General features: G+C 52.0%; 12 protein-coding genes and 1 pseudogene. 1 reads left to right on the top strand and 12 read right to left on the bottom strand.

Annotation, left to right across the window (positions count from 1 at the left end):
* Positions 1-92 precede the first annotated feature (92 nt).
* From V9K95_RS14235 to V9K95_RS14185, 12 genes and pseudogenes are all read right to left on the bottom strand, one after another.
* Positions 93-746: a GAD-like domain-containing protein gene (locus V9K95_RS14235; protein ID WP_336441304.1), complete on the bottom strand. Its 654-nt coding sequence runs from the start codon at positions 744-746 to the stop codon at positions 93-95.
* Positions 747-786: 40 nt separating this feature from the next.
* A complete protein-coding gene (locus V9K95_RS23705; protein ID WP_442958567.1) occupies positions 787-1,017 on the bottom strand; it encodes a polymorphic toxin type 15 domain-containing protein in 231 nt (76 codons plus the stop codon).
* Positions 948-1,457 carry a polymorphic toxin type 15 domain-containing protein gene (locus V9K95_RS14230; protein ID WP_336441305.1) on the bottom strand — a complete coding sequence of 170 codons (510 nt, stop codon included), beginning with the start codon at positions 1,455-1,457 and terminating at the stop codon, positions 948-950. The genes V9K95_RS23705 and V9K95_RS14230 overlap by 70 nt, the downstream gene beginning before the upstream one ends.
* A complete protein-coding gene (locus tag V9K95_RS14225) occupies positions 1,411-2,580 on the bottom strand; it encodes a DUF4123 domain-containing protein (RefSeq protein WP_336441306.1) in 1,170 nt (389 codons plus the stop codon). The genes V9K95_RS14230 and V9K95_RS14225 overlap by 47 nt, the downstream gene beginning before the upstream one ends.
* 6 nt (positions 2,581-2,586) lie before the next feature.
* Positions 2,587-4,959, bottom strand: coding sequence for a type VI secretion system Vgr family protein (locus V9K95_RS14220; RefSeq protein ID WP_336441307.1), 2,373 nt, complete (start codon positions 4,957-4,959; stop codon positions 2,587-2,589).
* Between the two features lie 309 nt (positions 4,960-5,268).
* A pseudogene (locus V9K95_RS14215) lies at positions 5,269-5,602 on the bottom strand (hypothetical protein); the annotation flags it as partial.
* Between the two features lie 138 nt (positions 5,603-5,740).
* Positions 5,741-6,043 carry a PAAR domain-containing protein gene (locus V9K95_RS14210; RefSeq protein WP_336441308.1) on the bottom strand — a complete coding sequence of 101 codons (303 nt, stop codon included), beginning with the start codon at positions 6,041-6,043 and terminating at the stop codon, positions 5,741-5,743.
* A 49-nt stretch (positions 6,044-6,092) separates the two neighbouring features.
* Positions 6,093-6,539, bottom strand: a complete 447-nt coding sequence (locus V9K95_RS14205) for a hypothetical protein (protein ID WP_336441309.1) — start codon at positions 6,537-6,539, stop codon at positions 6,093-6,095.
* A gap of 23 nt (positions 6,540-6,562) precedes the next feature.
* Positions 6,563-7,288, bottom strand: coding sequence for a hypothetical protein (locus V9K95_RS14200; RefSeq protein ID WP_336441310.1), 726 nt, complete (start codon positions 7,286-7,288; stop codon positions 6,563-6,565).
* On the bottom strand, positions 7,285-8,232 hold the full coding sequence (locus V9K95_RS14195) for a DUF4123 domain-containing protein (protein ID WP_336441311.1): 948 nt from the start codon (positions 8,230-8,232) through the stop codon (positions 7,285-7,287). The genes V9K95_RS14200 and V9K95_RS14195 overlap by 4 nt, the downstream gene beginning before the upstream one ends.
* 6 nt (positions 8,233-8,238) lie before the next feature.
* Entirely contained in the window at positions 8,239-10,611 is a 2,373-nt protein-coding gene (locus V9K95_RS14190; protein ID WP_336441307.1) for a type VI secretion system Vgr family protein, read from the bottom strand.
* Positions 10,612-10,719: 108 nt separating this feature from the next.
* On the bottom strand, positions 10,720-11,196 hold the full coding sequence (locus tag V9K95_RS14185) for an Hcp family type VI secretion system effector (RefSeq protein ID WP_336441312.1): 477 nt from the start codon (positions 11,194-11,196) through the stop codon (positions 10,720-10,722).
* A 777-nt stretch (positions 11,197-11,973) separates the two neighbouring features.
* Here V9K95_RS14185 and V9K95_RS14180 point away from each other — a divergent pair.
* On the top strand, positions 11,974-14,046 hold a 2,073-nt coding region (locus V9K95_RS14180; protein WP_336441313.1), incomplete at its 3' end, for a beta strand repeat-containing protein.

Below are 14,046 nucleotides of genomic sequence, written 5' to 3'. Positions count from 1 at the left end.
CGGACAAGTATGCATATGGCCTTTGAGAGTAACGGGAAGCCCGATCATATTGTCAACACACCAAGCTGTTGCAATGTTCCGATATCTCGCTGTCAGAGAGCAGGGTTGGAATAATCAATCAATTTGATATCGCCGAGTTGAGATAGAAGACTCATGTGCTCGAAGGCGCTATACACGGCCAAACTGTCCACTGTCCGAGACCCACCCAGAGCCAGAGCTGGCTTAAAGCCGTAGATACTATCAGGCGGCAAACGGCTGAGTTTTGAGAGCGCTCGCTTGAAGAGCGGCTTTGAATCTTCACCGTACTTATCATAGCTGTTGTCATCTAGGTTCATCAAGACGCTTACAATTGTAAGGTCAGAATCTTCCTTTGTGGCAGATTTCTTAATGAACCCCACACATGACATTCTCAAATCCACTAGGTCCAGATCGATTGTATAGAAGTCTTTGTGCCACAGTAATAACTTACCGAATGCAGAAAACCCGATGGGGCAAATCAGTTTGGGGTCAAATTCCTTATCGCCCTCGAATATCTGATCAACAACAGGTTGATAGGCAGTAGGGTTGCAGAATTGGAAATAACCATCAAGGACAATCCCATATCCACACTCTTTCCAAAATTCGAGTAGAGACGGCGGCGTGATATCTCGATAAGCAGCAAGATCAGCGTCAGTCGGCAATGACGCAAGGCCCTCGGGACGTCCGAAGCGGTCAACGATATACTGGAAATGATTGTTCAGCACCACAAGTGCATCCTTCTGCTATACGGACCCAAACTGCATCCCATCAAACGCCATACCCGTTTCCTTCTCCCTCTCCCGGTGTGATCTCTGTCGGCTTGTCAGGTGTTTCCGATTGAGGATCGCCACCCTTCTTACCATCGGGACAGACTTCAAGTTTGACATTCGTTTTCTTCCCTTGTTTTTTCGCATCTTCTGCGTGTTCTTTCAAGGCATTGAGACGACCATCCTTGCCCCATTGTGATCCAATTGATCGATTGACTGAGCGGTCACCCATCCCGCCGTTCCTAGAGGAAAAGTTCCATCACCACCAGCACCCAAATCGGGTGTGTGTATTGCATCCAGAGTGCTGGCTTCTCGCGCAGCTTCCGTTGCCGCTGCTTCAGCAGCGTCAGATTTACCCTGTTTCAAATACTCCAGTGTAAGTTCGCGTTTACGGTCTCCCAGAAATTGGTCTCGAATCTCTTTTCTCGCCGATGCATCGTCCGGTCCACGTCCTGCTTCGGCGTACTTATTAAGATTTCCAATCAGCTTGTCTGGGGGAATCTCGTTAATTGCGTCCTGCTGTTCTTCTAGCTGTTTTTCGAACTCTTTAACCTGCTTTTCATCACTACCCTTCGGTGGTTTGAAGCATTTTATCTTGGTGCAACTTGCACAGGGTACTGCGGCTTCAGTTGCCTTTGTTTGTGCTTCGGCATTGACATCTGCCTGCTCCATTTGGTTGGCGATCCATCCAGCTGCTGCCCGACCCGCCAATTTGCCTGCTTGAGAGCCAAGAGCTCGGCCTATGTATCCGCAGACAGGTCCACACAGCAATGCCCCCAATCCGGCACCCCCGGCGCCGCCAACAATACTGCCGCCGGTTCCCAGTACTGTCTCCAACGACCCGCTCACGACCCGGCCCCATTATCATAAATGCGCAACGCGTTGATCGTATGGTGCATGAGCGAGCGAACCTGCTCATCCGGGCTTGCCTCTCCACTGGTAATAAATTTTCGAACCTCTGGAAACTCGACGACTTTGTTGTCAGATACCACTGCCATGTAGGCCCACCGCGCCCGGCCCCGCTCGGTACGAATTCCGAGTTCATCCGCTGTTCGTTCATTCGCGAGCGTAGTTCGCCATGCGAATGCATCACTAACCCCCGGTGGATCTGAGGAATGTTGCCTTTCAAATATCTGGCGATCCGCAACCTCGAAGAATGTAACATTGCTTCCTTGAGGTCTTCGACCTGTTCAGGATCGATCTGCAAAAGTCCCGGATTTGGCAGGGGTAAGTCGTTAGGTCGTGGAGCACGCTTAAGCCCGCCATAGTCGGTTGCGTTCATGATGATGCCGTTTACCGGTCCAAAGACGCGGGCAAACTGTTCCGCATTCAGGAGAGAAAGACTACTACCCAATACATTGGGGTCCCAGTGCCGGAAGAGGACACGTTCGTATTTGACCGGAGTACCTGACTTCCCGTCATTGCCCTCGATACGATCATCCGGGATCATAATCTCATTGATGCTCCGAAGGTGTCGCCAGAGGGCCTGTTCACCTTCAGGACAAGACCAGAACACAGCGCATGGCTTTTCGAGGGCAAGTTCCTCTATGCGCGTGCTGGTTTTGCGATTGTTCAGAGCGACCAGCCATGGTCCATCGCGGCGCATATCTTCATCACCACCACTTAGAAACAAAGAGCGACTGGTAATGCCAGCGTCGGCAAGTTCATCTTCCAAATCATCAAATTGGCCGCCATCAAGTACTGCAAAGAGTGGTCCGGATAATGTGTCCAATGCTGCACGAAAAGCCCGGGCAGCATTTTCGGCATTTGGAAGATCGAGTTTTGGGATCTCCATAGGGGGCTACATTCTTACAAATGGCGTTTGGGATTGTGACATCTTCTTGAGGCAGGATGTACCTTTGCCTGGCCCGCCTTTTTTGAAGTTGATCGCGTTGCCTTCGATATCGATCTTAAGTGCGTAGAGCTTAATACCCTTCTTGTTGATGGTGATATATCCACCGGGAGCGGACAGGCGTATCTCGTCATCAGCGTAGATTTCCCATGTCTTGGCTTCGCCATGATACTTTTCGCCGGAAACAATATTGTAAAGCTGGCCAACCTCTATCTTGATTGTTTCGCCGACTTTCGTGTTTTGCTCTTTGCCAATCTGGGTGAAGTGGGTTGATCCAATATTTGTTACCTTGCTCATGCCAATCTGCTCGGCTCTGGCAATACCGATCGTGTCGGATTTGAAATTGCCGACGATGGTATTCATGATACCAGGAAGTTGGAACAGTGCGCCGGTGGCTTGCCCCATGCCATCGCCGGACGCCGCGAGTGCCGTTCCCTGATCAGAGCGAGGACTTGGGCCGGAGACAACGCCGTCGCGTGCACCAAGGCCGGTCGCCGAGAGAAAGCCGAGTGCAGATTGGCCCAACGACATGGCGAAGTTGACAAGATTGGGGGCACCTCCGGCAACTTGTCCTGCCTGCTGCATCAAGCCTGCTGTTTGTCCGGCAAGTCCTGCAACTTGTGCAACAAGGCCCAATGCACCAGCACCGGTACCGCCGACCACCATGTTCATCGAGCCGCCGATTTCGTGCTTCTGGTTGCCTGCGACCTCAACGGCACGGTTGGCACCTACCGATGAAACCTCATTGGCGTCAACGCGCTTCGTGCGGTTATTCAGAACCCGCGTGGTCTGATCCTTTTGGGCATGGAAGAACTGGTTCTCCTTGCCCTTCTCATCTTCAAAGGAGACTTCATTAAAGCCTTGGCCCTTGTGTGTGTTGGACCTTAAAACAGTGCGTGTCTTGTTCGCGGGCAGCGTATAGGGCACCTTTGTGCTCGGGTTTGGTACGATGCCGGTAACGACCGGCCTGTCAGGATCGCCTTCGAGATAGGTGACCATCACTTCCATGCCGATGCGGGGGATAACTTGCGAGCCGAATGTGCTGCCAGCCCATGACTGCATGACGCGTATCCAGCAGGTATCGGAGCCATCCTTCTTGGCCCGGTTCCGTTGCCACGGGAACCAAACCTTGATCCGGCCGTATTCATCCGGGTGGATTTCCTCGCCGGGCGGTCCGGCGACAATGGCAACCTGCGAACCATCAATCCTTGGTTGCGGCGTTGCTCGATGCGGCGTTGCAGGAAGCCGCGACGGAAGCGCAATGAAGCTGTTGGAGTAATCCAGCGAGCCATCTTCTGCCGTCTCGTAAGAGTGATCGACGATACGATGTACAATGGCGGTGACCACATATTCTTCAAACACATGATCGGCGTGCGCGACTTCGTAGGGCTTGAATTTGCGACCCGCTGCAAGGGTCCTGACCGTGGATGATCCCTCGATTTTTTCGTGATCAGCTTCAACCGCCTGCATGCGCAGTTTCGAAGCCTGCTCGTTCGAGGCTTGATCCAGCGCCTTGGCCGGATAATGGAACAGTTCGTACTCTGCGTTTTTCGGTAGCGACACGAGCGAAGGTGTCACCGCTCCCTGCGGGCCTTGCGGCTTTTCAAAGTTCCAGTCACCACCAGCACGCTTTCCTGGCGTAAACTGATAGTCTCTGGCAAACGCACTGATATGGTTTCTGTCCGTGGAACCTGCTGCAAACCTGACATCGGTTTCCGGTCCCTCGGTATATCCAAAAGGATGACTGGCGACATGGAGCGTATGCTCGCCATCTTTGTGCTCGAACCAGTAGAACAAGCCGTCATACTCCAGACGGCGGGTGAGGTAGGCAAGATCCGTCTCGTTCCATTGAACAGAATAATGGATCGGCGCTGGCGGATTGACCACACCGCCGGTTACAGCGGCCTTGATCCCATGCTCTGAAAGCAGCGTTTCAACGATCTGCAACGTCGTCATGTCCATGAAGATGCGGCAGTCGGAGCGTTGCGACAGCAGCCACAATTGCGGGCGCATGGTCAGTTGATAGGAGCGAAGGCCGCGTGAGACAGGCGGCCCTTCGCGAAAACCTGTTATCAGCCCATTCCATGGCCTGCGCTCACCATAGGCAATTTCCAGAGATACGTCTGCCAGAGTACCAACAAGCTCCTCCGGCTTAATGTCAGTACGCTTGGATTTGACATCGACATGAATTTCAAACAGGCCGTTGATCTCTTCACGCACGTCCATCTTTTCGGCAAGAAGAACATCCAGCCCAAGAACCGTCGAAATACGAAGAATGCGGTCCGCCTGAATCAAGCCCGCATCAAAAAACTCATATTCCATGCATGGCATTCCCCTATCAAAGCAACAAAGCTCAAGCTTGACTCAACATTCACTATGGAAGTTTCCTAACCAGAAAAACGTCCGTTTCTTGGGGATTGATACAGCCAAGAAAATTGCGCCGATTTCCGCTAGATTACCCGACACGAAAAAGTATACAAGAATGCGTTCCAATGTTTTTCTTCTTGGGTTCAGGCAATGCTCATCGGTTATATGTGTGTTTCAAAGAGTGATGGTAGTCAGACTCTGGCGCCACAGCTAGATGCCCTGATTGAAGCCGATATCGGTGTCGATGACCTTTATGAGGCGCTATCACATTAACTTGGCGTAGACATGGCAGTCCTTCGGCTGTGATTTCAGTCGAGGGTTCCGGTTACTTTTCCAGTGTGCCATAGCACGAAGCCTGTGTAGGTGAATGGCAAAGGCTGAGCGGTCGTGGTGAGAGGGAACGAACAGATTAAGCAAGGCGGAAAAAATCGAGACGAAGCGCTCAATCCTCCCGGTAACCGGAAGCCCTGCATTAGCCCTACCTGTTTTCGCAACGGACATGCGAATCCTCGGGTCAGATGTTCAGCCCTTTGTAAGAGCGGTGCTCGTCATCCGGCATGACTTGACACTTTGCTGCTCCATAGGAACGAAGCTTGTTTACTCCCGCTGCATTGACCTTGCGTCTGATCCAACGCTTCCAAAAGATCATTAAGCCTCGCTCTTAAACACAACGGCGACACGGACAGCTATTGATGAATAACAATCCGAGAACAAAAGTACGTTAATTGACCAGCATCTATTCGAAGGTCAACCAATCCACACCCTGAATCAGCTTGCCACCATGCTCGCAGCCATCGGTAATACGAGCAACCTTCTTGCCATTGATTTTCGCAACTGATGAGCCGCCGGTAATGGCTGCTGTTGTTGGAACGCCGCTGCAAAGACATTTGTCTGTAACAGTTGCAATCGGAACACCGGCGACGGTCACGAAGCTCTGTCCGGTTGAAACTACCGGCCCACCAACATGAGGGCGAGGGCCGGGATCAACCATCGGACAAGTATGCATATGGCCTAGAAGGGTAACCGCGCGTCCAGCCATGATCAGTCGTCACCGCGCCGCAATCGCGAAATTTCCTGCTGACATGTCATTATATCCAACTCACCGGTTCTGCGTCGGGAATTCTGCTATCCAGAGCTCCCTTTTTGAATAGCGTGACCGTTTTCTCATCGCCTTCATTATTGTCAAACCCGACCAGTGCGAGACCTATTTGTGGAGCATAAACAGAATAGTCGTCTTTAAACAATTCTTTTGCGATCTCATTTAGCCGTTTTAGGACGGTTTCTGGGTCCATCGCGAATAACGAGACCCCCTCCAGTATAAGAGGGTCTCCATGCTTGCTGAATATAAGTTCTTTCAGTTTATTGTCTGGATCAAATGTTAAGGCCGGAAATTTTAGGTCTCTATATTCTTGGCGATTGCCGCTGGGTCGAATGATAAAAGTTTCATTTGGGCCAATCCTGTTTTCAGCGTCTTCCGAACTCATGCCAAAGCTAAGTGGGCCTGCGCCCTCGAAAGGTCTTATAATCCAATCCATATCATTCTCCCAGTAAACTACGGTTACGAAACAGGGGGCTGGGCTGGTGGGCCGTCCCCGGGTAACGTCCCTGTGTCAGGCTTAGGTAGTAAGCCGTGTTTTTCCATGCATTTTCTGTAAGCGTCAGCATCCTTGATCCGTTGGTCGAATTTATTGGGATCGCCGAGTTTTTCTGCCAGTTTTTTAAGGTCTTCGACATCCATGTCGAATGCCTCTTTCCATTTCCCTTCTTCGATCAACTTTTTCTGCAAATCTCTATACGCTTTGGCGTCATCACCACTACCCCAACTGCCGGTACTCTGATGTTCTTTCGGGGGCATTCGCATAGCAGGGCCATCGTCGGGATGCAATTTGCCCTTATAGCTGTCTTTCGACGGTGTATGATGGGAATCCAGATTGTCTCCGGATGGACCTTTCATCTCCTCGTGAGCACCACCTTGGTTTTCACCTTCGCCTTGCCCTTTTTTCAGATGTTCGCAAGGGTTTTTCGGGATTTTCTGACAGGTTGCGCATGTTTCAGCAATTGGTACATCTTTAGTTTTGGTTTCCGCATCGGTATTGGCATCCTCCATAGCAGTGGCAAGTGCCTCCGCTGCTGCACGCCCGGCGATGCCTCCAAGTTTGGAGCCGACCCAACGGCCTGCAAAGGTGCCTACAGGTCCAAAAATGCTGCCGATAGCGCCACCAAGGAAACCGCCCGCAATCTTGCCACCGTATTCGCCAGCCGTTCCATAGACTGCGCTGCTCATGATAAAACCACGTCGCCAGAGCGCAATGCATCAGCGGTGTGCTGAATAAGTGATTTTACCCGGTTATCGGGTGAGTCATTCCCATCCTTGATATAGTTTCGCACTTCAGGAATATCTGCAGCTTTGCCATCGGACATCATCATAACATAGGACCAGCGCGCTCTACCGCGCTCGGTAAGAATACCAAGTTCGTCGGCAGTCTGCTCACTCGCCAGTGTTGTACCCCAGACGAACTCATCCGTGATACCTGAAAAGTGAGGGGGAATGTTGCCTTTCAAATATCTGGCGATCCGCAACCTCGAAGAATGTAACATTGCTTCCTTGAGGTCTTCGACCTGTTCAGGATCGATCTGCAAAAGTCCCGGATTTGGCAGGGGTAAGTCGTTAGGTCGTGGAGCACGCTTAAGCCCGCCATAGTCGGTTGCGTTCATGATGATGCCGTTTGCCGGTCCAAAGACGCGGGCAAACTGTTCCGCATTCAGGAGAGAAAGACTACTACCCAATACATTGGGGTCCCAGTGCCGGAAGAGGACACGTTCGTATTTGACCGGAGTACCTGACTTCCCGTCATTGCCCTCGATACGATCATCCGGGATCATAATCTCATTGATGCTCCGAAGGTGTCGCCAGAGGGCCTGTTCACCTTCAGGACAAGACCAGAACACAGCGCATGGCTTTTCGAGGGCAAGTTCCTCTATGCGCGTGCTGGTTTTGCGATTGTTCAGAGCGACCAGCCATGGTCCATCGCGGCGCATATCTTCATCACCACCACTTAGAAACAAAGAGCGACTGGTAATGCCAGCGTCGGCAAGTTCATCTTCCAAATCATCAAATTGGCCGCCATCAAGTACTGCAAAGAGTGGTCCGGATAATGTGTCCAATGCTGCACGAAAAGCCCGGGCAGCATTTTCGGCATTTGGAAGATCGAGTTTTGGGATCTCCATAGGGGGCTACATTCTTACAAATGGCGTTTGGGATTGTGACATCTTCTTGAGGCAGGATGTACCTTTGCCTGGCCCGCCTTTTTTGAAGTTGATCGCGTTGCCTTCGATATCGATCTTAAGTGCGTAGAGCTTAATACCCTTCTTGTTGATGGTGATATATCCACCGGGAGCGGACAGGCGTATCTCGTCATCAGCGTAGATTTCCCATGTCTTGGCTTCGCCATGATACTTTTCGCCGGAAACAATATTGTAAAGCTGGCCAACCTCTATCTTGATTGTTTCGCCGACTTTCGTGTTTTGCTCTTTGCCAATCTGGGTGAAGTGGGTTGATCCAATATTTGTTACCTTGCTCATGCCAATCTGCTCGGCTCTGGCAATACCGATCGTGTCGGATTTGAAATTGCCGACGATGGTATTCATGATACCAGGAAGTTGGAACAGTGCGCCGGTGGCTTGCCCCATGCCATCGCCGGACGCCGCGAGTGCCGTTCCCTGATCAGAGCGAGGACTTGGGCCGGAGACAACGCCGTCGCGTGCACCAAGGCCGGTCGCCGAGAGAAAGCCGAGTGCAGATTGGCCCAACGACATGGCGAAGTTGACAAGATTGGGGGCACCTCCGGCAACTTGTCCTGCCTGCTGCATCAAGCCTGCTGTTTGTCCGGCAAGTCCTGCAACTTGTGCAACAAGGCCCAATGCACCAGCACCGGTACCGCCGACCACCATGTTCATCGAGCCGCCGATTTCGTGCTTCTGGTTGCCTGCGACCTCAACGGCACGGTTGGCACCTACCGATGAAACCTCATTGGCGTCAACGCGCTTCGTGCGGTTATTCAGAACCCGCGTGGTCTGATCCTTTTGGGCATGGAAGAACTGGTTCTCCTTGCCCTTCTCATCTTCAAAGGAGACTTCATTAAAGCCTTGGCCCTTGTGTGTGTTGGACCTTAAAACAGTGCGTGTCTTGTTCGCGGGCAGCGTATAGGGCACCTTTGTGCTCGGGTTTGGTACGATGCCGGTAACGACCGGCCTGTCAGGATCGCCTTCGAGATAGGTGACCATCACTTCCATGCCGATGCGGGGGATAACTTGCGAGCCGAATGTGCTGCCAGCCCATGACTGCATGACGCGTATCCAGCAGGTATCGGAGCCATCCTTCTTGGCCCGGTTCCGTTGCCACGGGAACCAAACCTTGATCCGGCCGTATTCATCCGGGTGGATTTCCTCGCCGGGCGGTCCGGCGACAATGGCAACCTGCGAACCATCAATCCTTGGTTGCGGCGTTGCTCGATGCGGCGTTGCAGGAAGCCGCGACGGAAGCGCAATGAAGCTGTTGGAGTAATCCAGCGAGCCATCTTCTGCCGTCTCGTAAGAGTGATCGACGATACGATGTACAATGGCGGTGACCACATATTCTTCAAACACATGATCGGCGTGCGCGACTTCGTAGGGCTTGAATTTGCGACCCGCTGCAAGGGTCCTGACCGTGGATGATCCCTCGATTTTTTCGTGATCAGCTTCAACCGCCTGCATGCGCAGTTTCGAAGCCTGCTCGTTCGAGGCTTGATCCAGCGCCTTGGCCGGATAATGGAACAGTTCGTACTCTGCGTTTTTCGGTAGCGACACGAGCGAAGGTGTCACCGCTCCCTGCGGGCCTTGCGGCTTTTCAAAGTTCCAGTCACCACCAGCACGCTTTCCTGGCGTAAACTGATAGTCTCTGGCAAACGCACTGATATGGTTTCTGTCCGTGGAACCTGCTGCAAACCTGACATCGGTTTCCGGTCCCTCGGTATATCCAAAAGGATGACTGGCGACATGGAGCGTATGCTCGCCATCTTTGTGCTCGAACCAGTAGAACAAGCCGTCATACTCCAGACGGCGGGTGAGGTAGGCAAGATCCGTCTCGTTCCATTGAACAGAATAATGGATCGGCGCTGGCGGATTGACCACACCGCCGGTTACAGCGGCCTTGATCCCATGCTCTGAAAGCAGCGTTTCAACGATCTGCAACGTCGTCATGTCCATGAAGATGCGGCAGTCGGAGCGTTGCGACAGCAGCCACAATTGCGGGCGCATGGTCAGTTGATAGGAGCGAAGGCCGCGTGAGACAGGCGGCCCTTCGCGAAAACCTGTTATCAGCCCATTCCATGGCCTGCGCTCACCATAGGCAATTTCCAGAGATACGTCTGCCAGAGTACCAACAAGCTCCTCCGGCTTAATGTCAGTACGCTTGGATTTGACATCGACATGAATTTCAAACAGGCCGTTGATCTCTTCACGCACGTCCATCTTTTCGGCAAGAAGAACATCCAGCCCAAGAACCGTCGAAATACGAAGAATGCGGTCCGCCTGAATCAAGCCCGCATCAAAAAACTCATATTCCATAAGCACTATACCTTGGATCAGATGAAGTAGAATCTCAACGATAACTGGTTGGCGGGTAGTGTGAGTTGATGAGGCAGTATCGAACTGCCTCATCATGCATGGTCGTGTTTAGGATGAGCGTGTTGTGGCGAGATCGTAAGAAGCAATCAGTGGCGATTGTGGTTTCTGGTTCTCATCATATGGCGTGTATTTCATTTCCATTTTCGTGAAGTTCAAACGTAGCGTTTCAACCGGGCGGTCACCGTTGGAATCTATCGAATAGTTGGCAATCAATGTATTGGTGAGTTTGTATTCGATATAGGTTTCACCCGGATTGCCAGTTGTTACGAGATGAATCGTTGCCAGTTTTCCTGATCTGCCGGAAACTGCTTCCTGAAATAGTTTCGTTGAAGATGAGTCGCTGACTTTGGTCAAAATGACTTCGCTGATCGTTGGCTCGGATGCTTCACGGTTGGCTGCGGAGCCAGCTGACGTATTCATCCTGCGGGCCACATTCCAGTGGATGGCTTCAATGTCCATCCAGCGCTTGTGCGTCTCCTGCGTTGCATCACCCTGAATTCCATCAAGTTGTAAGTAAATCGGCATGCTTGCTCCTTTGGCAGAAATGCTCGTATGATTAATATCTTATTCAAAAGTCTAAACCATACAAGCTGAAAGAATATGACAGAGTCGGTAAGCGAAGTTTGATATCCACGGAATACTTTTGTTCACGCAACACCGGGCAAATAGAATACTTTTTTTCCTAAAAGGGCCTTGTTCTGACAAATGCCGGTTTACTCACCATTTGATTGCAGGAATGACGAAACTAAGCCTACTTCCCTTCTATGGAAACCGTGGCTTTGTTTCGCCCGGTCGTCCGCCGGCCATCTAAGATGCGGTAACGCAATTGATGAAATAGGCAAGGCAGGTGCCGCAGCGCTTGTTCGCTGACAAGTTCCCGTTTAACAGGCCCCAGGCGTCATCTGACGTTCAATATCAAGCAGGTTTCACACGTTCCACCATAACAACTCCTCGTGAATTTCTCGGCGCCCACGCAACTTCTTAACTCCAAGCTCTACTGCAGCCAATCGCACGCATCGCCTTCTTGATCTAGTCAGATGGAAAACTGCGGCTGGCAACAACTGACATTGGTGCCAGATCCTACATACGGCTGATGTGATATTGCGCTTTTTAAAGAGTTACATGTTTGTGCTTAATTTGGCAGCACTGAAAAATGTCTCATGAAAATCAATACATTAAAAATATTTGTGTGGCGTGTGTTCTTCCCGTCGTTGATATGTCAACATTTGTAATTTACTAGAAAACTTACTTAAGGCGTGTGAAATTAAGCATCGGTGATTCGATACCAAGGGCCAATACTGAATGAATCGTTCTCTTCGTTCATTACAATCGACTACAACCTTGGGTGGCCAAATCCTGCTGCTCGGTGTCGCCTTCATTGGAGCTGGCCTGCTTGCGCCCAATATTGCACTTGCACAGCAATATTGGGATGGTCAGGATACAACGGGAACGCCAGGGGTGTCCGGCGGCAGTGGAATATGGGATGGCACCTCCACCAATTGGACTGATGAAACGGGCACATCGAACGCGGCCTGGACACTCGGGGGTATAGCGATCTTTTCGGGCAATCCCGGCTCGGTAACCGTCAACTCTCCTCAAAATATCACCGGCCTGTTATTCAAAACGGACGGCTATCTGCTCCAGGGTGAAAGCCTTAATCTTGTTGGCACGGAAAATACATTCTCTGTCGAATCGGGCATGTCAGCATCCATTGGTTCAGTAATTTCCGGGTCTGGGGGGCTTATAAAGGCTGCCGATGGAACCTTGATCCTCACCGGCACGAACACCTATACGGGCGGTACGAAGATCGCCGATGGAACACTGTCGGTCTCGGACGATGAGAACCTCGGGGCGGCAGACGGCGCCCTGACACTTGACGGCGGAACCATCAAGGTAACGGGAACGGATTTTGTGGCACTCGGCACAAACCGTAACTTCACCATGACCGGCAATGGCGGTGGCATCAACATAGACAATGTGAGCAACTCATTTGTCATGTCGCAAATCCTTGGCGGCAGCGGTGACTTCCGAAAAGAAGGCGCCGGCGCGCTTGTTCTCACAGGCGACAGCAGTGGTTTTGCAGGTGCAACAGAGATTCAATCCGGCAAACTGCTTGTGGATAACAAGTTGGGCGGAAATATTGATGTCCAGGCACAGGGGCTTCTTGGCGGCAATGGCACAATCGGGGGCGACGTCAATGTTGCTGATGGCGGAACGATTGCGCCGGGCGGAAATGTCGGCAGTCTATCGATTGGTGGAGATCTGACCTTAAGCTCCGGCTCCAGTTCCGGATTTCAACTCGGTGCACTTGGCAAGAATGATTTCATCGCTGTCGGCGGGAATCTGACACTTGACGGAACCCTCAACCTTTCAAACGCCGGTGGGGCAAACGGCAATGCTGGGATCGGTTATTACCGGATCATGTCCTATGGCGGCGGTCTGACTGACAACGGCATTGTGCTCGGAACCACTCCAAGCGGTTTGTCCGGCGCTGATATCTCTGTTGATGTAGAGCAAAGCGGCTATATCGATCTCGTTGTTTCCGACGGATCCGAACGATATTGGAAAGGTGACGACAGCCAGGGAGGCAGTGGTACCTGGAATGGCAGTACCGACTGGCTTAAGGCAGATGGAACCTCTGCTTCCTTTACGGGCGGGACAGCTATTTTCCGCAATCTTGGCAACGCGCCCACCAGCCTGGTAACGATCAACGGTTCTCGTAGTGCGGACAGCTTGCAATTTGTCACCAATGGATACAGCCTTGTTTCGGGTACGAATGGTGCCCTGGTCTCGAGTAATCTGTTCCGCCCCATTGAATTGCGTGCCCTTCAGGGTGTGAGTGCAACAATCGACGTGCCCATTGTTAGCGGCGCGCTGGGACTGTGCGGGGGCATCGAAAAAACGGGTGGCGGTTCCGTTGCGCTTAGCGGCGATAACAGCCATTGCGGAACAACGATCAGTGATGGAACGTTGTCGGTTTCGGCTGATGAAAATCTCGGCTCGGCAAATGGTTCACTGACATTGAATGGCGGGGTTCTGCAGGTCACGGGTACGGGGCTGACAGCACTGAGCAACAACCGTGATCTCACCATGACTGGCAATGGCGGCGGGATTGACGTTGCTGCGGCAGGCAACACCTTCACCGTATCGCAAGCCTTGAACGGCACTGGTGCCTTCAACAAACAAGGTGCCGGCACACTGGCACTGACCGGTAACAACACCTATACGGGCGGCACAACGATCAGCAGCGGCATCCTGCAGCTTGGCAATGGCGGCAACAGCGGCACAGTTGCAGGTGACATCGCCAATAATGGCCAGCTTGCCTTCAACCGCTCCAACGCGCTGACATTTGGCGGCGCTATCAGCGGCAGCGGC

Origin of the sequence: Phyllobacterium sp. CCNWLW183, assembly GCF_037203775.1 — a bacterium.
GTDB lineage: Bacteria > Pseudomonadota > Alphaproteobacteria > Rhizobiales > Rhizobiaceae > Phyllobacterium > Phyllobacterium ifriqiyense.
The sequence above is the reverse complement of the archived record's forward strand: the minus strand, read 5'-3'. Positions and strand labels throughout refer to the sequence as shown.